The 19,512-nt window shown below is 62.9% G+C and carries 17 protein-coding genes; 11 read left to right on the top strand and 6 right to left on the bottom strand.

The annotated features are described in order from the left end of the window. Nucleotides 1-107: 107 nt before the first annotated feature. The 8 genes from NKJ23_RS00530 to NKJ23_RS00495 all read left to right on the top strand — a co-directional run bounded on the left by NKJ23_RS00530 (nt 108) and on the right by NKJ23_RS00495 (nt 8,338). The gene (locus NKJ23_RS00530) at nt 108-1,346 is read left to right on the top strand and encodes an ABC transporter substrate-binding protein (protein WP_352506635.1); all 1,239 of its coding nucleotides are present in this window, start codon (nt 108-110) and stop codon (nt 1,344-1,346) included. Between the two features lie 107 nt (nt 1,347-1,453). Next, the gene (locus NKJ23_RS00525; RefSeq protein WP_352644083.1) at nt 1,454-2,347 is read left to right on the top strand and encodes a carbohydrate ABC transporter permease; all 894 of its coding nucleotides are present in this window, start codon (nt 1,454-1,456) and stop codon (nt 2,345-2,347) included. Beyond that, a complete protein-coding gene (locus NKJ23_RS00520) occupies nt 2,340-3,275 on the top strand; it encodes a carbohydrate ABC transporter permease (RefSeq protein WP_352644084.1) in 936 nt (311 codons plus the stop codon). The genes NKJ23_RS00525 and NKJ23_RS00520 overlap by 8 nt, the downstream gene beginning before the upstream one ends. A 5-nt stretch (nt 3,276-3,280) precedes the next feature. After that, the gene (locus NKJ23_RS00515; protein ID WP_352448362.1) at nt 3,281-4,393 is read left to right on the top strand and encodes an ABC transporter ATP-binding protein; all 1,113 of its coding nucleotides are present in this window, start codon (nt 3,281-3,283) and stop codon (nt 4,391-4,393) included. A gap of 86 nt (nt 4,394-4,479) precedes the next feature. Beyond that, nucleotides 4,480-5,226, top strand: coding sequence for a sugar phosphate isomerase/epimerase family protein (locus NKJ23_RS00510; RefSeq protein ID WP_352677628.1), 747 nt, complete (start codon nt 4,480-4,482; stop codon nt 5,224-5,226). Nucleotides 5,227-5,238: 12 nt separating this feature from the next. Continuing rightward, on the top strand, nt 5,239-6,387 hold the full coding sequence (locus tag NKJ23_RS00505) for a Gfo/Idh/MocA family protein (RefSeq protein WP_352456787.1): 1,149 nt from the start codon (nt 5,239-5,241) through the stop codon (nt 6,385-6,387). 129 nt (nt 6,388-6,516) lie between these two features. Next, the gene (gene mgrA, locus NKJ23_RS00500; protein WP_352677626.1) at nt 6,517-7,563 is read left to right on the top strand and encodes an L-glyceraldehyde 3-phosphate reductase; all 1,047 of its coding nucleotides are present in this window, start codon (nt 6,517-6,519) and stop codon (nt 7,561-7,563) included. 82 nt (nt 7,564-7,645) lie between these two features. After that, entirely contained in the window at nt 7,646-8,338 is a 693-nt protein-coding gene (locus tag NKJ23_RS00495; RefSeq protein ID WP_352677624.1) for a molybdate ABC transporter substrate-binding protein, read from the top strand. Between the two features lie 47 nt (nt 8,339-8,385). On the opposite strand, the gene NKJ23_RS00490 is transcribed toward NKJ23_RS00495, so the two are convergent. Next, complete coding sequence (locus tag NKJ23_RS00490) at nt 8,386-8,682, bottom strand: DUF2934 domain-containing protein (RefSeq protein WP_352677622.1); 297 nt, start codon at nt 8,680-8,682, stop codon at nt 8,386-8,388. Between the two features lie 190 nt (nt 8,683-8,872). On the opposite strand from NKJ23_RS00490, the gene NKJ23_RS00485 reads away from it, so the two are divergent. Beyond that, complete coding sequence (locus NKJ23_RS00485; protein ID WP_023675228.1) at nt 8,873-9,223, top strand: hypothetical protein; 351 nt, start codon at nt 8,873-8,875, stop codon at nt 9,221-9,223. Between the two features lie 67 nt (nt 9,224-9,290). Here the strand turns inward: NKJ23_RS00485 and NKJ23_RS00480 are convergent, their stop codons facing one another. Then, nucleotides 9,291-10,379 (bottom strand): S1 family serine peptidase, encoded by a 1,089-nt coding sequence (locus NKJ23_RS00480; protein WP_352677620.1) that lies wholly within the window; start codon nt 10,377-10,379, stop codon nt 9,291-9,293. A gap of 391 nt (nt 10,380-10,770) precedes the next feature. On the opposite strand from NKJ23_RS00480, the gene NKJ23_RS00475 reads away from it, so the two are divergent. After that, a complete protein-coding gene (locus NKJ23_RS00475; protein ID WP_023675230.1) occupies nt 10,771-11,853 on the top strand; it encodes a trypsin-like serine peptidase in 1,083 nt (360 codons plus the stop codon). Nucleotides 11,854-11,937: 84 nt separating this feature from the next. On the opposite strand, the gene NKJ23_RS00470 is transcribed toward NKJ23_RS00475, so the two are convergent. The 3 genes from NKJ23_RS00470 to NKJ23_RS00460 form a co-directional block, all read right to left on the bottom strand. Continuing rightward, complete coding sequence (locus NKJ23_RS00470; RefSeq protein ID WP_352677618.1) at nt 11,938-12,642, bottom strand: DUF4760 domain-containing protein; 705 nt, start codon at nt 12,640-12,642, stop codon at nt 11,938-11,940. After that, a complete protein-coding gene (locus NKJ23_RS00465) occupies nt 12,639-13,019 on the bottom strand; it encodes a hypothetical protein (protein WP_031211345.1) in 381 nt (126 codons plus the stop codon). The genes NKJ23_RS00470 and NKJ23_RS00465 overlap by 4 nt, the downstream gene beginning before the upstream one ends. A 102-nt stretch (nt 13,020-13,121) precedes the next feature. After that, complete coding sequence (locus tag NKJ23_RS00460; RefSeq protein WP_352677616.1) at nt 13,122-15,323, bottom strand: caspase family protein; 2,202 nt, start codon at nt 15,321-15,323, stop codon at nt 13,122-13,124. 211 nt (nt 15,324-15,534) lie between these two features. Between NKJ23_RS00460 and NKJ23_RS00455 the strand changes: the two genes are divergently transcribed. After that, nucleotides 15,535-15,939 carry a Fur family transcriptional regulator gene (locus NKJ23_RS00455; RefSeq protein ID WP_023675234.1) on the top strand — a complete coding sequence of 135 codons (405 nt, stop codon included), beginning with the start codon at nt 15,535-15,537 and terminating at the stop codon, nt 15,937-15,939. Between the two features lie 260 nt (nt 15,940-16,199). On the opposite strand, the gene polA is transcribed toward NKJ23_RS00455, so the two are convergent. Further along, entirely contained in the window at nt 16,200-19,148 is a 2,949-nt protein-coding gene (gene polA / locus NKJ23_RS00450) for a DNA polymerase I (RefSeq protein WP_352677614.1), read from the bottom strand. Nucleotides 19,149-19,512: the final 364 nt, after the last annotated feature.

Raw genomic sequence — 19,512 nt, 5'->3', positions numbered from 1 at the left:
ATTCGCGCTTCGAAAAAACCTGATGCCACCTTCGCCTGAGGGGTTGCGCGCCTTAAGCAATTGCCGTATCGAAAATCTGTAACGTTTCAGATTCTGGGAGGAACGAAATGCGATACCAACTCATGACTGCTGCGCTGGCTGCGACGGTCGCGCTGCAATTTGCCGGCCCGGCGGCCGCGACGGATCTGGAAGTCACCCATTGGTGGACCTCCGGCGGCGAGGCGGCAGCGGTCGCCGAACTCGCCAAGGCTTTCGACGCAACCGGCAATCACTGGGTTGACGGCGCCATCGCCGGCTCCGGCGGCACGGCGCGGCCGATCATGATCAGCCGCATCACCGGCGGCGACCCGATGGGCGCGACCCAGTTCAATCACGGCCGGCAGGCGGAAGAATTGGTGCAGGCCGGGCTGATGCGCGACCTCACCGATCTCGCCACCAAGGAAAAGTGGACGGAAATCGTGCAGCCGAAGAGCCTGCTCGACGGCTGTACCCTCGACGGCAAGATCTATTGCGTGCCCGTCAATATCCACTCCTGGCAGTGGCTGTGGCTGTCGAATGCGGCCTTCAAAAAGGCCGGCGTGCCGGTGCCGAAGAACTGGAATGAATATGTCGCTGCGGCGCCCGCGCTTGAAAAAGCAGGCATCCAGCCGCTCGCGGTCGGCGGCCAGCCCTGGCAGGCCTCCGGCGCTTTCGACGTGCTGCTTGCGGCGGTCGGCGGCACCGACGCCTTCCTCAAGGTCTACAAGGACAAGGACGCGGAATTCGCCGCCGGGCCCGAGGTCGCCAAGGTCTTCAAGGCCGCGGACGATGCCCGCAAGATGGCCAAGAACACCAATGTGCAGGACTGGAACCAGGCCACCAATCTGGTCATCACCGGCAAGGCGGGCGGCCAGATCATGGGTGACTGGGCGCAGGGCGAGTTCCAGGTTGCCGGCCAGACCGCCGGCAAGGACTATACTTGCCTTCCGGGCCTCGGTCTCAACGAGGTCATCGCCACCGGCGGCGACGCTTTCTACTTCCCGCTGCTGAAGGATCCCGAAAAATCGAAGGCACAGGAAGTGCTGGCCCACACGCTGCTCGATCCCAAGACGCAGGTCGCCTTCAATCTCAAGAAAGGTTCGCTGCCGGTGCGCGGCGACGTCGACCTCAAGGCGGCGAACGACTGCATGAAGAAGGGGCTCGAAATTCTCGCCAAGGGCAATGTCATGCCGTGGACCGACCAGCTGCTTTCGCAGGATACGCAGAAGCAGAAGGAGGATCTGTTCTCCGAGTTCTTCGCCAAGCAGGACATGACCGTGGAAGATGCGCAGAAGCGCTTCGCCGCCATTGTCGGTTCGGCCGATTGAGCGATCGACCGACCGCCTCACTCCCGCCCCTGCAAACGCAGGGTCGGGAGCTCGGGTCAAGGCCTCTTGACCCTCCGGCCCTTACCCGATCCAGCGCGGCTGTGCAGATGAGCAAGAGCGAACGCCCTAGCCAACTCTTTCGCAACCTCAATGCGAAAATCGCCTCGATCCCAATGATCCTCACCGCGCTGGTGATCTTTGTCGGCGGCAGCGCGTGGACGGTGCTTTATTCCTTCACCAGTTCGAAGCTCCTGCCACGGCTGAATTTCGTCGGGCTCGACCAGTACTACCGGCTGTGGTCGGTGCCGCGCTGGCTGGTCTCGATCGAGAACCTGCTGATCTACGGCGTGCTGTCGCTGCTGTTCTCGCTGGTGATCGGCTTCCTGCTTGCCGCCCTGCTCGACCAGAAGATCCGGTTCGAGGACACGTTCCGGACCATCTTCCTCTATCCCTTCGCCCTCTCCTTCATCGTCACCGGCCTCGTCTGGCAGTGGTTGCTCAACCCCGAGTTCGGGATCCAAGGAGTGGTGCGCAGCCTCGGCTGGGCGAGCTTCAGCTTCAATCCGCTCTATGATTCCAGCATCGTCATCTACGGCATATTGATCGCCGCTCTCTGGCAAGGCACCGGGCTCATCATGTGCCTGATGCTGGCCGGCCTGCGCGGGATCGACGAGGATATCTGGAAGGCAGCGCGGGTCGACGGGATACCGACTTGGAAGACCTATCTGTTCATCATCATACCAATGATGCGGCCGGTCTTCATCACCACGCTCGTCATCATCGCTGCCGGTATCGTCAAGATCTATGACCTGGTTGTCGCCCAGACCAGCGGCGGGCCCGGCATCGCCTCCGAAGTCCCGGCCAAATATGTCTATGACTACATGTTCTTCGCCCAGAACCTCGGTCAGGGGTTCGCCGCCTCGACCATGATGCTGCTGTCGGTGATCATCGTCATCGTGCCGTGGGCCTATCTCGAGTTTGGAGGCAAGAAGCGTGTCTGACCAAGCCGTTTCATTGCCCGCCATTGCCGGCGCCGGCGGGCTCGAAGCCTACGGGCCGAGCGGGCCGAAGCCGCGCCACACATTCTCGCGCCGCAACATCTTCCTCTACGGCACGCTGATCGTGGTTGCGCTCTACTATCTTTTGCCGCTCTACGTGATGGTGGTGACATCGCTCAAAGGCATGCCCGAGATACGCCTCGGCAACATCTTCTCGCCGCCGATGGAGATCACCTTCGAGCCGTGGGTCAAGGCCTGGTCGAGCGCCTGCACCGGGCTCAACTGCGACGGGCTGTCGCGTGGCTTCTGGAATTCGGTGCGCATCACCATCCCGTCGGTGATCCTGTCGATCGCGCTCGCCTCGGTGAACGGCTATGCGCTTGCCAACTGGCGCTTCAAAGGTGCCGACACTTTCTTCATCATCCTGATCGTCGGCGCCTTCATCCCCTATCAGGTGATGATCTATCCGATCGTCATTATCCTGCGCGAAGTCGGCCTCTACGGCAGCCTCAGCGGGCTGGTGATCGTCCATTCCATCTTCGGCATGCCGATCCTCACACTGTTGTTCCGCAACTACTTTACCTCCATGCCGGAGGAGCTGTTCCGGGCAGCGCGTGTCGACGGCGCCGGCTTCTGGGGCATTTATTTCCGCATCATGCTGCCGATGTCGCTGCCGATCTTCGTCGTCGCCATCATCCTGCAGGTGACCGGCATCTGGAACGACTTCCTGTTCGGCGTCGTCTACACCCGCCCCGACACCTATCCGATGACGGTGCAGCTCAACAACATCGTCAACTCGGTGCAAGGCGTGAAGGAATACAACGTCAACATGGCAGCCACCATCCTGACCGGCCTGGTGCCGCTGATCGTCTATTTCCTGTCCGGAAAATTGTTTGTGCGCGGCATCGCCGCCGGCGCGGTGAAAGGATGATGGCGATGAACGCAAACGGCAGCATTGCGGCAAACGGCACCAGCGTCTCGATCCAGAACCTGTCGCTGAATTTCGGTGCGATATCGGTGCTGCAGACGCTCAACCTCGATGTTGCCGAAGGCGAATTCATCGTGCTGCTCGGCCCGTCCGGCTGCGGCAAGTCGACCTTGCTCAACTGCATTGCCGGGCTGCTCGACGTTTCCGAAGGCCGCATCTTCATCAAGGGCAAGAACGTCACCTGGGAAGAGCCCAAGGATCGCGGCATCGGCATGGTGTTCCAGTCCTACGCGCTCTATCCGCAGATGACGGTGGAGAAGAACCTGTCGTTCGGGCTGCGCGTTGCCGGCCTCGCCAAGGACGAGATCGCCAAGCGCATCGCCCGGGCCGCCGAGATCCTGCAGATCGAACCGCTTTTGCATCGCAAGCCGGCGGCGCTGTCCGGCGGCCAGCGCCAGCGCGTGGCGATCGGGCGCGCACTTGTGCGTGACGTCGATGTCTTTCTGTTCGACGAACCGCTCTCCAACCTCGACGCCAAGCTGCGCGCGGAATTGCGCGTCGAAATCAAGCTGCTGCATCGCAAGCTCGAGAACACCATGATCTACGTCACCCACGACCAGATCGAGGCGATGACGCTGGCCGACCGTATCGCGGTGATGAAGGGCGGCGTCATCCAGCAGCTCGATGCGCCGCAGACCATCTATAACCGGCCGGTCAACCGGTTTGTCGCCGGCTTCCTCGGCTCGCCGGCAATGAACTTCCTCGACGGCAGACTGGAGCAAGCGGCAGGCGACTGGCACTTCGTCGCCGAGGATGTGCGGATACCGCTTGCCACCTATGCTTTCGAGAAGGACCCGGTGCCAGGGCCGGCCGTGTTCGGCATCCGCCCCGAGCACGTGGCGTTCAACAGCGGCACGGGATGGCCGTTCGCAGCCACGGCAAATGTCGAGGTCGTCGAGCCCATGGGTTCCGACACGCTGGTCTGGCTGAAGCTCGCCGGCCAGAATTTCACGGTGCGGGTGACAGCCGAGCGCACGCCAAACAACGCCGAGGCGGTCGGCATCGGTTTTGACCCGATGCGCGCCTCGCTTTTCGACGCCGCCACAGGTAACCGCCTCTAGAGCATGACTTAGCCTCCCAAGACTCTTCCACTCCCCCAAGACTCATCCCCCAAAACTAACCATCCACAAGAAAACGGACAGAGACGATGAACTGGTCATTCCAACTTTACAGCGCCCGCAATTTCCAGCCCTGGGAGGGCGTGCTCAAGATGCTGGGGGAGCTTGGTTACAGCCAAGTCGAAGGGTTCGGCGGCGTCTATGACGATCCCAAGGCGTTCCGTGCCGAGCTCGACAAGAACGGGCTCGCCATGCCGACCGGGCATTTCTCGATCGACGCGCTCGAGAAGGATTTCGACGGCGTGCGCAGGACGGCCGACGCGCTCGGCATCACGCTGCTCATCTGCCCGTTCCTGAACGCCGAGTTCAGGCCGGCCGACACAGCCGGCTGGCGCGGCTTCGGCGAACGCCTGGCCAAGGTCGGCGAGACGGCCGGGAAAGCCGGCTATGGCTTTGCCTGGCACAACCATGATTTCGAGTTCAAGGCGCTTGCCGACGGCTCGGTGCCGCAGGACCACATCCTGTCCTCGGCGCCCGACATCGGCTGGGAGATGGACGTCGCCTGGGTGGTGCGCGGCGGCGTCGATCCGCTGCCCTGGATCGAGAAGCACGGCAAGCGCATCGTCGCCGTCCATGTCAAGGACTTGGCCAAGCCGGGCGAGGGCCTCGACGAGGACGGCTGGTCGGATGTCGGCCACGGCACCATCGACTGGCCCGGCCTGATCAAGGCGCTACGCGCCAAAAGCGCCGCAAAATACTACGTCATGGAACAGGACAATCCCAACGATATCGAGCGCTTCGCCCGCCGCTCGATCGCAGCCGCCAAGACCTATTAGGAGCACACCAGCATGGCAACAAAACTTGGCATCGGCGTCATCGGCTGCGGCAACATCTCGAAGGCGTATTTCTCGCTGGCGCCGCTGTTTCGCGGCATCGAGATGCGCGCCTGCGCCGACATCAACATGGAAGCGGCGAAAGCGCGGGCAAAAGAGTTCAAGCTGCGCGCCGAGACCGTCGAGGGGCTGCTCAAGGCCGACGATATAGACATCATCGTCAACCTGACCATTCCGGCGGTGCATTACGAGGTGTCGAAGCAGATCCTCGATGCCGGCAAGCACGTCTATTCGGAGAAGCCCTTCGTGCTGTCGGTCAAGGAAGGGCTCGACCTGAAAAAACGGGCGGAAAGCAAGGGGCTGCGCATCGGTTCGGCCCCCGACACCTTCCTCGGCGGCGCGCACCAGCTTGTCCGCGACCTGATCGACACCGGCAGGCTCGGCAGGATCACCAGCGGCACCTGTCATGTGATGAGCCATGGCATGGAGCATTGGCACCCCAATCCGGACTTCTTCTTCCAGCCGGGCGCCGGGCCGGTGCTCGATATCGGACCGTATTACATCACCAACCTGATCCAGCTGATCGGGCCGGTGAAGCAGGTCGCCGCCTTCGCTTCGATCCCGATGACGGAACGCATCATCAGCTCGAAGCCGCGCGCCGGCGAAAAGATCCCGGTCTCCACGCCGACGACGATCCACGGCGTGCTAGAATTCGAGAACGGCGCCATGGTGACGCTCAACACCAGCTGGGATGTCTGGAGCCATGGCCACGCGCCGATGGAACTCTATGGCGAGGCGGGCACGGTGTTCGTGCCGGATCCGAACTTCTTCGGCGGCGAAGTGCGCTACACCGAAGCCGCCAAGCCGGTGAAGAAGCTGCCGAAATGGCCGCATCCGTTCGGCGTGCCCAACGAGATGCATTCGCAAGGCATGATGGCCAACTACCGCACCGCCGGTTTGGCCGACATGGCGATCGCGATCAGGGAAGGCCGGCCGCACCGCTGCTCGATGGAACTGGCGCTGCATGCCGTCGACGTCATGACCGGCCTGTTGCGTTCGGGCGAGACCGGAAAGTTCGTCGCCATGCAGACCAGCTGCGAGCGGCCCGCGGCACTCGGCGTCAAGGCGGCGAAGGAGCTGCTGGCGAAGAAGAAAACCAAGTAGGCGGCGCACCTCCCAAGCACCGCAAAAAGCCTCTCCCCGTTTGCGCGGGGAGAGGCTAAGGGTGGCAAGCTCGACTGCCCCACTGTCGCGGCGGCAGCCGTCGGGCTCGTTTCGATTTGAGGATTTCCCATGCCCTATGTTCCCGCCGAAAACCGCTACGACAAGATGGTCTACAATCGCTGCGGGCGGTCCGGCCTGAAGCTGCCGGCGATCTCGCTTGGGCTGTGGCACAATTTCGGCGACGACACGCCGCATAGAACCAAGCAGGCGATCGCGCGCAAGGCGTTCGATCTCGGCATCACGCATTTCGACCTCGCCAACAATTACGGCCCGCCGCCCGGCTCGGCGGAGCAGGCGTTCGGCGAGATCCTGCGGACGGACTTTACCGGTTATCGCGACGAGCTGATCATCTCGACCAAGGCCGGCTACGAAATGTGGGCAGGACCTTATGGCGAATGGGGCGGCCGCAAATATGTCCTGGCCAGCCTCGACCAGAGCCTGAAGCGGATGGGGCTCGACTATGTCGACATCTTCTATTCGCACCGCTTCGACCCCGACACCCCGCTGGAGGAAACGATGGGCGCGCTCGATCACGCGGTGCGCTCGGGCAAGGCGCTCTATGCCGGCATTTCCTCCTATAATTCGCAGCGCACCCGCGAGGCCGCCGACATATTGAAGCAGCTCGGCACGCCTTGCGTGATCCATCAGCCGAGCTATTCGATGCTCAACCGCTGGGTCGAGGATGATGGCCTGCTCGATACGCTGGAGGGGCTTGGCGTCGGTTGCATCGTGTTCTCGCCGCTGGCGCAAGGCATGCTGACCGACAAATATCTCGGCGGCATCCCCGATGGCAGCCGCGCCAGCCTGGGCAAGTCGCTGCGCCCGGCATTCATCAACGACAAGTCCGTCGCCAATATCGAGGCGCTGAACGCGATCGCCCGTCGCCGCGGCCAGACGCTGGCGCAGATGGCGCTGGCCTGGGTGCTGCGCAGGGGCAAGGTGACGTCGGCGCTGATCGGCGCCAGCCGGCCGGAACAGGTCGAGGATTGCGTCGGCGCGCTTGAGGCGCTCGACTTCAGCGATGCCGAGCTCGCCGAGATCGACAGCTTTGCACGCGAGTCGGATATCAATCTCTGGGCGGCGTCGGCCGAGCGCAAGGGGCCGCCAAGGAAGTAGGCGACTCCGGCATCTGGTCACCGAATGAAGGCTTAGATACGCATTCCAAGGAAGGTCGTTACGATCGATTCGGGGTTAGGCCATGAATCAGGAAATCCGGCTTTTTGGCGCTATTGCAGTCCGTCCCGCCGTCCTTGCTCTCATACCTCAGTTCGAAACGGCCACGGGATTCACAGTTGCGGTCAAGTGGGAGCTCAATCCGGCAGTAAAGAAGCAGATTGAAGCTGGGCAAGCTTTTGACCTCGTCATCACCAATCCGGACCTGGTTCAGGATCTGACTGCCTCGGGAAAGGTCAAGGCGGGGAGCCAGGTGGCGTTTGGCCGGATAGCAATGGGGGTGGCGGCCAAGGCAGGCAGTCGGCCGCTCGACATCGGGTCCGTGGAAGCGTTCGAACAGGCGTTGAAGAGCGCCAGATCGATTGCCTACGCCAGTGAAGGAACCAGCGGTGGCTACTTCTCCGGTTTGCTGGAACGCTTGGGAATAGCGGATGAAGTGAAGCCCAAGCTGGTGGCCATACCAGGAGGGCAGACAGCGCCGGCCGTGGGCCGTGGGGAAGCCGAGTTGGGGGTCGTTCCCGTGACTTCGATTCTCGCCGCCACTCCCGAGGTCATGCTTGTCGGTCGGTTTCCGGAAGAGCTCCAAAGCTACGTTGACTTCGCCATTGGCATCAGCGCCGATTCAACGGACGCAGAAGCGGCCAAGCAGCTGTCGGAATTTCTGATGTCGGCAGCCGTTGATGACATCCTGGCGGCAAAGGGTGTCGAGCGCCGCTAAAAGCGTGCTTGATAAGCAGCGCTGGGAATCCCCTTCTCAAACACGCTCTAACTTTCGGCTGCCTTGAGGTTCCGCGCGGCTTCCTCGAGCGTCGCTCTGTCGTTGCCAAGCCTGTCGATCAGCTCTTGCGCCTGATCACCGGTTATCCCGGTGCGCATCGCCAGTGCCTCGACCGTCAGAACGTCGGAACTGGCGATCGTTCCCGCCGGAACGTCCGCGTCGTCGAGGCCAAGCTCTTGCTTCGCCTGCTGCCAATGACGCTCATGCGCGCCATCCGGGCGGCCCTCGCGCACCCAGATTTCATAGGCTCGCTGCCGAATTTTTTCATGCCGATCGTTGTCCATGGCGGTTCCTCCCTTGTGGCGTTTTCACCAACGCGGGGAGCGCCGGAACGATCCGATGTTGATGCCGAATTCGCAGACATGCCGGACAAAAGCCGGTTTCTCACCGAACAAACACCGGACATACGCGTTTTGCGGAGGAACCTGCACAGTGGGCCGGCCGTTGAGCCGAGCCTGAGCAAAGGAGATTACCATGGCCGACGAACCGAACGAATCCGCAGCACCGAAGATGACTCAACGTGAAGCTCAGGAAGCCCTGGAGAAGCAGGTCGCGCAGCTGAGGCGCGAGATCAACAAGATCAACCGAACCTTGGCGGAACGCGCGGAAGAGGCGATCGAGGACGCCGGCGATTGGTATGGCAACGCTGCTGAGCGCGCCTCGCGGACGGCACAAGCCCTGCGCAACAGGGCGCAGACAGTGTCCGGGGTTGTCCAGGAGAATCCAGGCACAATATCGTCCGCCTTCATACTCGGAGCGGCCGTAGGGGCGCTACTCGGCCTCGCCTTGGCCGCCACAGACCAGCGCCGCGATCGCTGGTTCTAGTCCCAACCTAAGGTTCCGGGCAGAAACGGCGGGATTGCTCCCGCCGTCATTCGGCAGATGACACCGGTCAGGGCGTGGCGGGCTTCTGCGCCGTGCCGAGGGATTTGGGCGCTGCGGGCGCCGCCGTCTTCATCTTCTCCTCGATCCAGCCGGTGTAATTGGCCAGCCGCGTGTAGATGCCGTAGGCGTTCTTGTGGCCGCAGGCGGTGCCGCCGTCGGCCGGACCTTCGCCCCAGCTGACGACGCCGACCTGCACCGGACCATCGGCGCCGGTCATGAACAGCGGCCCGCCGCTGTCGCCATTGCAGGCGTCGCGCTCGCCGCTGGCGGTGCCGGCGCAGATCATGTTGCCGGTAAGCGGATCGGCCATATCGGCTGCAATCGCGTTGGCGGCCGCCTCGATGCCCCTTTCCGAATAACGCATGCGGCGGGCGAGCTCGCCGAGCGCTGCCTTCAAATCATGCGCATAAATCGCCTTGATGCCGCTGTTGCAGGTTGCGTTCGGCTGGAGGTTCAGGTCGGCGACCATCAGCGCGGTGGGAAACGTTCCGTCCTGCATCTTGCCCCAACCGGTGACCGTCGTCTTGCCGGCGTCCGGTGTCGGCTCACGGGCAATTTTGATGGTCGGGGCATCGGCCGGCGCGGCCAGCCGGATCAAGCCGAGATCGTTGTCCAGCGTCTGCTCGCTATAGCCCTCGTTGACGATGATCTCCACCGCCTTGTAGCGCTTGCCCTCGCTCAGATCGGTGGCGCCGGTGAGCACGGTGACCACATCAGGCGAAATCGGCCCGCCGTCGTCATTGAGGCAGTGCGCCGCCGTCAGCACCCATTGCGGCGCGATCAGGCTGCCGCCGCAGAACTGCGCATTCGCCTGCGAGGCCGGGCTTTTGTCCAGTCTGTTGGTGGTCAGCAATGCCACCTGGAACGGGTAAGCGCCCTTCTCGGCCTCTTTGCCGCCGTAGACGCGATCGGCGCCGTCGGGATTCTCCACCCTGGCCTTTGCCCTGGCCTCGGCCAGGCGTTTCATCGGCGAGATCGCCGCCTCCGGCCGGGCGGCGGCGTCCGTGGCATGAACGGAATTGACGGCCGGCACGGCCGCCGCGATGCCGAGCAGCGCGGCGGCGGCAATCGGTCTGAACCTATGGATGATCTTCACCTCGAACCCCCTGAGACGATGTTCCCGACAGGTCAGTCGCCGACGCATGATCCACTGAAATGGAACCGGCCGGTGAGATCATGCTCCACGGCGAAGCACGATCCGTCACAAAGCCGAGCACCATTTCTGCTAGTCGTGCTGTCGAGCCAAACCCGCCCAAAATCCTATAGCCCTCCACGGGCTATGTGGAAGCAATTTGTCGTTGCCAATGTTGGATTATTTTAGGCAGTATACCGTTGCAGGCTTTTTTGGCGGGGACCTAAACTGGCTGCACTGAATAATGGCCCGGTAAAGACACCGGTAACTAATTTCATTTTTCTGCGCCACCACGATCTCGACAATATTTCTGTATCTTGATCCAGTCCTTGCTGACTTTTGGGAGAGTCTCACCATGACAAAACTGACACAGTGCATTATTGCGTCCGCGTTGCTTTCCACCGCAATGTGGGCGGTTCCTGCCTTGGCTGCCGAGCCAGGTTCCGCCAATGCCGGCAACGGCGAAAGCATGCGGGATGTGACATCGGGCGATTACAAGCCTGGCCGGGCGAAACCGATCGCCCCGCCGAAACTGACCGAGGACGAGGCCAACCGCGCCGCGCCGCTCACCGACGAAGCAACGGCCGTCAAATCCTATGGCATCGTCGGCCGCTCCGCCGATGGCAAGGACATCAAGATCGATCCGAACGAGACGCTGAAGGACCTTGTCATCAAGGAAATGAACGCGCCCGCCGAGGGACAGAAGTCCGAGAATTCCGGGCTGAGCGGAGGCGAAGAGGCCGGCCGCCAGGTGTTCGGGACGGACGACCGCGAGCAGATCAAGAATACCAAAACCTACCCGTTCACGGCGATCGGCTATCTCGAAGGCAAATCGAAGAGCGGCAGCTATGGCAGCTGCTCGGCGACGCTGATCGGCCCGCGCACGGTGCTCACCGCGGCGCACTGCCTCTACAGCCACGAAGACAAGGCCTGGCTGGACGATATCCTGTTCGTCCCGGCTCTCAATGGCAAGACCGCCGACGACGCACCGTTCGGCGCCTTCACCTATGAAAGCGCCTATATCGTCCAGGGCTTCATCGACAATTACCAGGGCTTTTACGGCTCGGTCGTGCCGTGGGATCTCGGCATCGTCACCCTGAAACAGGATGTCGGCACCAATCTCGGCTGGCTGGGCTATGCCAATTATGTGGATCTCGGCGACTTCACCGCCAACATCGTCGGCTATCCCGGCGACAAGCCGATGGGCACGATGTGGAAGGCGACCTGCGAAGTGCTCGCCGAACACATCGCCACGGAGTATTTCCAGTACGACTGCGACACGTATCCAGGATCGAGCGGCAGCTCGGTCTATGCCTATGACAATGGCTCCAAGCAGCGCGTCATCACCGGCGTGAACGTGGCCGAGAGCCCGGATGCCAATACCGCCGTGCGCCTGAACGCCATCAACGTCCAGTGGATCAACAGCCTGTACAAATAGGCTTGCAGAATTTCGGCCGCGATCGTCGCGGAAAACCTGCCGGCGGCGGAGCATTTCCGTCGCCGGCTTCGCATTTTTCGGGGATTATCTGGACTGGGCCGAGGGTGGCGCCTGGCGCACATAGTTCTCGATCGGCACGGCGAAGGTCGGCGAACCGGCCTTGCGCTCCTTGTCGATATAGCCGGCAAAATAGCTCCAGAACGAAGCGGCATAGTCGCGGAAATAGGAGTCGGCGACGTCGCGCGAGCACAGCCTGCCTTCGACGCAGAAGGAAAGGCGGTTGAGGAAATAGACGATGCGGTCGAAATTGTCGCTGAACTCGGCAAGCGGCATGTCGCCGCCGGTTGCGCTCATCGCTTCGATGCCGATGCGCTGTCTGAACACCTGTTCCTCGGTCGGCGTCGGATTGGCACTGAGCAGATTGCTGTATTTGGCGTTGAGCGCCGCCAGGCGTTGCTTGAGGGCCCGTTGCGCCTGCTGGTAATCCTTGCTTTCCCAGAGCTCGACCAGCGACATCGTTTGCTCGACGCGCTTCTGCTCCTGGTTCGCCAGGAACTGGTAGACCGAAAAGATCAAGGTGAAGATGATCGCCAGGCGCACCAGCAATCCGGACCAGGCATAGACGAGCATGCGCCAGTCGCGATCGGTGAATGGGTTCGCCTCCTTCTTGACCTCGTGATTGCTCACCCACGGCAGGCCTTCGACGGTTTCCGGCAGCGACACCGGCTTCTTTTGCGGTACCGGCGCCGTCACTGCCTGCTGCGTTGCGTTGCCCCCCGCTTTCGTCATCCGCAGCTGTCCAGTTCTATGGTGGCGGACGGGTCGAGCACGATGCCCGGCGCCTCCAGCTTCTTCTTCAGGCAATCCAGCTGCGCCCGCGAAACGATGAACTGCACGTCAGGCGCCACCTGCGCCTTGCCCGGCGACGGCAACGGCTCGACCACGCCGCGTGAGGTGCAACTGCTGAGATCGACGACGACGGCGGCGTTGCCGGTTTTGGCAATCTGGTCGTACTGGTCGAGAAAGCAACTCGCCAGTTCGGAATTGATGACGACCTCCTTGGCGCAGAGGCCGCAAGCCTCGTCCGCCGAAGCATTCGCGGCCAGCAACAGCCCGGCGACAAGGCCGGCGGTTGTTGCGCGCCACGAAAATACGATCCTGTTCACGAACGCCCTCATCCGTTCCGTTCGGCCGCCGACAGCGGCGGTCGAAGAATGTTCATTATCAGCCGGTTAGGCAAGAGGCCCGGCCGGGCACCTGACCCCGCCTCAGGCGCGTGGCACCGTCTCCATCGGGAAGATCATCACGGCGCCCTTCGACCCCTTGTCGTCGGTCAGCCGCATGGCCGAACGCGTCGCCGGCGCCATGCCGATATCGGCCAGCATGTCGGCGAAGCTTGGCTGTCCCAGTCCGCGCGTTACCGAGACAACCCCCTCTTGCGCCAGGAAACTCAGATCCTGCTTCTCGCTCTGCGGCGGTGCTTCGGTCAAGACGGCGATCATCCGCTCCATGCCGAAGCTGGTGTCGGTGAATTTGAACAGGCCTTCCTCGAGCACGGCGCCTTCGGTCAGGCGCTCGGCAAGAAAATGCTGGATGGAATAGTCGGAGCCGACATAGAGCACGTTGATGTCGACCAGGTTGGTCGAACCGTTCCTGGCCAGCACGTGGACCTGATCGTCGGGCGAAACACGCGGCACCGTCGACGGTTCGATCGGCTGCAGCGTGTCGCTGTCAAAACGCTTGATCCGGAACTCGACGCTGACCTCTTCCGGCCGATAATCGGAAGCGGCGGCCAGCCTCGACAGTCCGATGGCGCGGAAGATTTTCGTCAGATTCCCTGCGGCGGCCTCGATCAACTTTTCGCGGCCGTCCGGATGAATGACGATCAACGGCGGCTTGCTGCCGCCCTTGAGCGTCATGTCGCCCGAAGCCGGCAGGAACCACAGCGCCGGCGTGTCGGTGGCATCTTCTGCGGCGCCGGCAATGGCGTTCTCGCGCAGCACTGCGAGACGCAGATCTGCGCTCTTGCCCGGCTCGACCAGCGCGATGTGGAACCCTGAGCTCTCCCTGGCCGCCAGTTCGTCGAGAACCGAGTTCGCCAGCGCGGCCTCTTTCTCGAGGCCTTTGGCCGCTGCCGGCCGCGCGACCACGAGCTTGTAGTCGACGGCGAGCTCGGCCAGCCGCGCATAGGCATTGGCGGGGATGTCGGCCAGCTTGAGCGCCGGCTTGCCGCCGAACTCGACCGGCTTGACCCGGCTTTCCAGGTTTTTCGCCGACTGAACCTGGAGATAGCCAAGCGCCTCGGACAGCGGCGACAGCGCCGACGGCAATATTGCGAGCCTGCTGCCGGGGGTGAGGCGATGCAGCAACCCGGCGCCGATCGTGGCTTTGTCGTTCTCGATGACGATCGGCCATTGCATGACCGCCTCGGTCTTGTCGGTGCCGAAGACGCGTGCGTCGAGTTCCCCTTCGAACAGCGGCGTTGGCCGGGTGCGGCCGTCCGCCGAATATTGCTGCAGCACGGCTTGGCCGAGCTGGCGATAGGTGATGTTGGGGTTCTCGGCCAGTTTCGACAGGATGGTGAAGGTGAACAGCCCGAAACGCGGTGCATCGGCCGTGCCCTTGGGCAGCGGCATCTCGGGCGTCGTCTCCACCGTCTGCGCCGCGTAGAAGGCGACCAATTTGCCCTTGGTGGTCGGCTCGGCGCCGGTCGGCGTCAGCTTGAAGGCCGGCTTGCGCTGCCCGTCCTCGTCAAAGCCGCGCGGCGCGGCCGACGCAATCTCGTCATAGGCTTTCACCGCAGCCGCCCTGGCAGCGTCGTCGCCGCCGACCAGATCGGCGAACTCGACCTTGCGTTCCAACTCGTCGTCGACCTCGGCGGCGCGCGTCGCCGTGCCGGAATGGCAGCAGTCGAACACGGCCCAGATAAAGGCGCCCTTGTCGCGAATAGCGTCGAGCGCGGTGCCGATCTCGTTGTCGACCAGCGCATTGGGCACGCCCTTTTCGCGGTTGACCCATTTGTCGATGTCGGACGGCAAGAAAATCTCGTCGAGGCCGTCCGTCTCGTCGCCCTTGTTGGCTGCCGGCTGCTGCGCGCCGTGACCGGACAAATGCAGGTAGACGAAATCGTCGCGCTGGACCTTGGCGGCAAGATCGGCCAACGCCGCCTTGATCGCCGCATGTGTCGGCGGTCCGTTGGCGCCTTCGACATCCTTGGCGAGCAGCGTGACGTTTTCGGCCAGGAATTTTACCGGCGCGGGCGTGTTCCCCAGGAGGTAATCGCGCACTAGGCCGGCATCGTTTTTCGGTCCGATCAGCCAGTTTTTCTTCGGCAGGTTCGGGTAATCGGTGCAGGCAACAAGCAGCGCATGGTAGGTGCGCGCCGCTGCGAATGCCCGAAACGGCACCAGGCCGGCAGCGGCCAGCGCGGACGTGCAGGTAAGCAGCGTCCGCCGCGTCACTTTGATCATGATTGCTTCCCCAAGCCCGATCGAATTTCCAAGCACGGCCAGCCTTGCCGAGGATTTTGTCAGTATTTTGAATATGGCGCCGCCGGCCAGCCGACCACCGGCTGCGGATAGAAACAGTAGCAAAAATGGCAGTTCGTCGCTATCTCAGTGGAAGAGGTCCGACTGCTTGCGAAATGGCAGCGATCGGCACGGAGCGGCTTGGAACAGGATCATGGCGGCAAGGGATGTACTGACGAAGAACCAGCTTTGCGTTCTCGAGAAGCTCGAGGCCGCCAGCGGCCCGCTCAGCGCCTATACGTTGCTCGACCAACTGCGCGAGCGCGGTTTTCGCGCGCCGCTGCAGGTCTACCGGGCGCTCGACACGCTGGTGAAATCCGGCTTCGTGCACAGGCTCGAAAGCCTCAATTCCTTCGTCGCCTGTGCCGAGCCGCACGACCACAGCCATTCGATGACAGCGTTTGCCATCTGCGACACCTGCGGCCAGGTGACCGAGTTCTCCGACCACGATGTCGGCCACCGGCTCGACGAATGGGTACGCTCGACCGGCTTCGCCGCCAAGAAGGCGGTGATCGAATTCCGCGGGACTTGTGCGAAGTGTTTGGCCGAGGCGGCTTGAAGCCCTGTTAGGCCGCGACATAGCGGTGGCGACCCTTTTGATGTCGGCGGGACAGCGCCCCCCTCTGTCCTGCCGGACATCTCCCCCACACGGGGGGAGATCGGCCATTATCCCCGTTTTCGCCGATCTCCAACGGTGCAAGATGGTATGCAGCGCCGAAGCTGCCAATCTCCCCCTCGTGGGGGAGATGTCCGGCAGCACAGAGGGGGGCGCGAAAGATCGCTACAGATCGCAATTGGTCGGCCGCGGACGTCCGTACGCTAATGCGCCTCTTCCCAGTTGTTGGCGGCGCGGGCGTCGACGTGCAGCGGCACCGACATCGACACCGCCGGCATGGCGGCGTTCTCCATGACGTGGCAGACGACCGGGATCGTCGCCTCGACCTCGGCTTCGACGGTCTCGAAGACCAGCTCGTCATGCACCTGCAGCAGCATGCGGGCAGAAAGCCTGGCTTTTTCCAGCGCCTCGTCCATACGGATCATGGCGCGGCGGATGATGTCGGCCGCGGTGCCCTGCAGGCGTGCGTTGATCGAGGCGCGCTCGTTGAACGCACGGACCGAAGGATTTGACGATCTGATTTCCGGATAGTGGATGCGGCGGCCGAAAATGGTCTCGACGAAGCCGTGCTCGCGGGCATAGGCCTTGGTCGCATCGATATAGTCGCGGATGCCGGGGAAACGCTCGAAATATTTCTTGATGTAGTCGCCGGCTTCCTCGCGCGCGATCGACAGCTGGTTGGCGAGGCCAAAGGCCGAAATGCCGTAGATGATGCCGAAATTGATCGCCTTGGCACGGCGGCGCACTTCCGAAGGCATGCCCTCGACCGGCACGTTGAACATTTCAGACGCGGTGATGGCGTGGATGTCGGCGCCATCGGCGAAGGCCTGCTTGAGCTGCGGGATTTCGGCGACGTGGGCCAGCACGCGCAATTCGATCTGGCTGTAGTCGGCGGAAACCAGCTTGTTGCCCTTGTCGGCGATGAAGGCCGTCCTGATCTTTCGCCCCTCCACGGTGCGTACCGGAATGTTCTGCAGATTGGGATCCGAGGACGACAGCCGTCCGGTCGTCGTCGCGGCAAGCGCGTAGGAGGTGTGGACGCGCTTGGTGTCGGGATGGATGAAGCCGGGCAGCGCATCGGTATAGGTCGATTTCAGCTTGGTCAGCTGGCGCCAGTCGACGATCTTACGCGGCAATTCGTGGCCTTCGGCGGCGAGGTCTTCGAGAAGCTGCGCCGAGGTCGACCACTGGCCGGTCTTGGTTTTTGAACCGCCGGGCAGACCCATCCTGCCGAACAGGATGTCGCCGAGCTGTTTTGGCGAGCCGATGTTGATGCGTTCGCCGACCAGCTGGTAGATTTCGTCCTCAAGCCGTGCGGCACCCTGTGCCAGTTCTCCGGAGAGCCGCGACAGGATCTGCCGGTCGACGGAGATGCCGCGCTGCTCCATCCGTGCCAGGACCGGCACCAGCGGCCGTTCCAGCCGTTCATAGACCGAGACCAGGCCCTTGGCGGCAAGCCGTGGCTTCAGCACCTGCCAGAGCCTGAGCGCGACGTCGGCGTGCTCGGCGCCGTAAGCCGTCGCCTTGCCGAGGTCGGCCTGATCGAGGCCGACGAAGCTTCTTCCCGAACCGGCCAGTTCCTTCAGCGGAATGGTCGCGTGGCCGAGCCATTTATCGGCCAGCGCCTCCAGGCCATGGCCACCGTGGGTGCCGGCCTCGAGCACGTAGGAGATCAGCATGGTGTCGTCATAGGGGCCGATCTCGATGCCGTGACGGCTCATGACGACAAGGCGGTATTTCATGTCGTGCACGATCTTGAGGACGGATTTGTCCTCGAGCAGCGGCTTGAGCAACGCCAGCGCGTCGCGGACCGGGACCTGGTTTTCGACCGCGCCGCCGCCGAGCAGGTCGCCATTGCCGTTTTTATGGGCGAGCGGCACATAGGCGGCATGGCCAGGCGCGACGGCCATGGCAAGGCCGATCAGTTCGGCCCGCATCGGATCGGGCGAGGAGGCCTTAACGTCGAAGGCGACGATGCCTCTCTCCATCGCCTCGGCGATCCAGACCTTCAGCGTCGCGGCGTCGCGGATGCAGGTGTAGGCGCTGGTGTCGATCTTGCGGGCGGTGGCAGCCTCCAGGCGAAGCGCCGAAAGCAGGGATGGGGTGTCGCCTTGCTTGGCTGCGGCTGGGGCTTCGAGTGCCGCTTCGTCCGACGGCGGTGCGCTCTCGGCGGCCGCGGGCAGGCCAAAACCCATATCGGGGCCATGCGCGGTATCGGCACGCTCTATGGTGACGGGGGTGGCTGGAACGTCGCCCGCGTCGGTTCCCGTCGCTTCGGCCACGCGGCGGGTCAGCGTCGAGAATTCCATGGTCTTGAGAAAGCCGATCAGCCTTGGGCCGTCCGGCGCGTGCAACACGAACTCGTCGAGCCCCCCGGTCAGCGGCACGTCGTTCTTCAGCGTCACCAGGTCACGCGAGATGCGCGCCTTGTCGGCATTGGCGATGATCGATTCGCGCCGCTTGTCCTGCTTGATCTCGCCGGCGCGGGCGAGCAGCGTGTCGAGGTCGCCGAACTGTTCGAGCAACTGCGCTGCCGTCTTCGGCCCGATGCCGGGCACGCCCGGCACATTGTCGACCGAATCGCCGGTCAGCGCCTGGAGGTCGATCATTTTTTGTGGCGGCACACCCCATTTCTCGATCACCTCGGGAACGCCGATCTGGCGGTCCTTCATCGGGTCGTACATGGCAACCGTTGGGCCGACCAGTTGCATCAAGTCCTTGTCGGAAGAGATGATGGTGGTGTCGGCGCCTGCTTCGCAGGCAAGCCGGCAATAGGTGGCGATCAAATCGTCGGCCTCGTAGCCTTCCGTCTCAAGGCATGGCAGGTTGAAGGCCCTGGTCGCCTGGCGGATCAGGCCGAATTGCGGGATCAAATCTTCCGGCGGCGCCGAGCGGTTGGCCTTGTATTCGGGGTAGAGGTCGTTGCGGAAGGTCTTCGACGAATAGTCGAAAATCACGGCGAAATGCGTCGGCACGATGCCGACATCGGTGTTGCGGGCGTCCTGCGTCAGCTTCCAGACCATGTTGCAGAAGCCGAGCACTGCACTGGTCGGCAGCCCGTCGGACTTGCGGGACAGCGGCGGAAGCGCGTGATAGGCACGGAAGATGTAGCCGGAGCCGTCGACAAGGAAGAGATGATCGCCTTTTTTCATGGCACGAGGGAATAGCGCGGCGCAGCGCCGCGGTCCATGCCAAAGGCGGCTTCCGCCAAGGGTTCCGGCAACACCCTGACAAATGGCGTGCGAGCTTGGCCGGCCCTGGCGGCCTGGCCGGAGCTTTGTTCGCTCACGCCTATGTTACAAAAGTGTAATTTTTGTGCCCTTGAATCGCCACGTTCGCAGACACAGATAAACGCCATCGGCAGTTTTCGCCGAAGTCCGGAGCAAGGCCCGTCCCCCGCCTATCCCGGACACTTGCGGCAGCCTATCCCCCCTCTCCGGGCTGCCGCATCGTTTCGAGTAAAGGCCGCCGTGGTTCCCCTCCACCACGGCGGCATTTTTTTGCCTTTGGACAGGA

The sequence above is a fragment of the Mesorhizobium sp. M0184 genome (genome assembly GCF_040322215.1).
Classification (GTDB): domain Bacteria; phylum Pseudomonadota; class Alphaproteobacteria; order Rhizobiales; family Rhizobiaceae; genus Mesorhizobium.
This window is presented reverse-complemented; position numbering and strand designations above follow the sequence as displayed.

Excerpts from the sequence above, each read along its gene's own strand:
- NKJ23_RS00530 (WP_352506635.1), top strand. The coding sequence starts at position 108 with ATGCGATACCAACTCATGACTGCTGCGCTGGCTGCGACGGTCGCGCTG.
- NKJ23_RS00525 (WP_352644083.1), top strand. The coding sequence starts at position 1,454 with ATGAGCAAGAGCGAACGCCCTAGCCAACTCTTTCGCAACCTCAATGCG.
- NKJ23_RS00515 (WP_352448362.1), top strand. The coding sequence starts at position 3,281 with ATGAACGCAAACGGCAGCATTGCGGCAAACGGCACCAGCGTCTCGATC.
- NKJ23_RS00510 (WP_352677628.1), top strand. The coding sequence starts at position 4,480 with ATGAACTGGTCATTCCAACTTTACAGCGCCCGCAATTTCCAGCCCTGG.
- NKJ23_RS00505 (WP_352456787.1), top strand. The coding sequence starts at position 5,239 with ATGGCAACAAAACTTGGCATCGGCGTCATCGGCTGCGGCAACATCTCG.
- mgrA (WP_352677626.1), top strand. The coding sequence starts at position 6,517 with ATGCCCTATGTTCCCGCCGAAAACCGCTACGACAAGATGGTCTACAAT.
- NKJ23_RS00495 (WP_352677624.1), top strand. The coding sequence starts at position 7,646 with ATGAATCAGGAAATCCGGCTTTTTGGCGCTATTGCAGTCCGTCCCGCC.
- NKJ23_RS00490 (WP_352677622.1), bottom strand. The coding sequence starts at position 8,682 with ATGGACAACGATCGGCATGAAAAAATTCGGCAGCGAGCCTATGAAATC.
- NKJ23_RS00485 (WP_023675228.1), top strand. The coding sequence starts at position 8,873 with ATGGCCGACGAACCGAACGAATCCGCAGCACCGAAGATGACTCAACGT.
- NKJ23_RS00475 (WP_023675230.1), top strand. The coding sequence starts at position 10,771 with ATGACAAAACTGACACAGTGCATTATTGCGTCCGCGTTGCTTTCCACC.
- NKJ23_RS00470 (WP_352677618.1), bottom strand. The coding sequence starts at position 12,642 with ATGACGAAAGCGGGGGGCAACGCAACGCAGCAGGCAGTGACGGCGCCG.
- NKJ23_RS00460 (WP_352677616.1), bottom strand. The coding sequence starts at position 15,323 with ATGATCAAAGTGACGCGGCGGACGCTGCTTACCTGCACGTCCGCGCTG.
- NKJ23_RS00455 (WP_023675234.1), top strand. The coding sequence starts at position 15,535 with ATGGCGGCAAGGGATGTACTGACGAAGAACCAGCTTTGCGTTCTCGAG.
- polA (WP_352677614.1), bottom strand. The coding sequence starts at position 19,148 with ATGAAAAAAGGCGATCATCTCTTCCTTGTCGACGGCTCCGGCTACATC.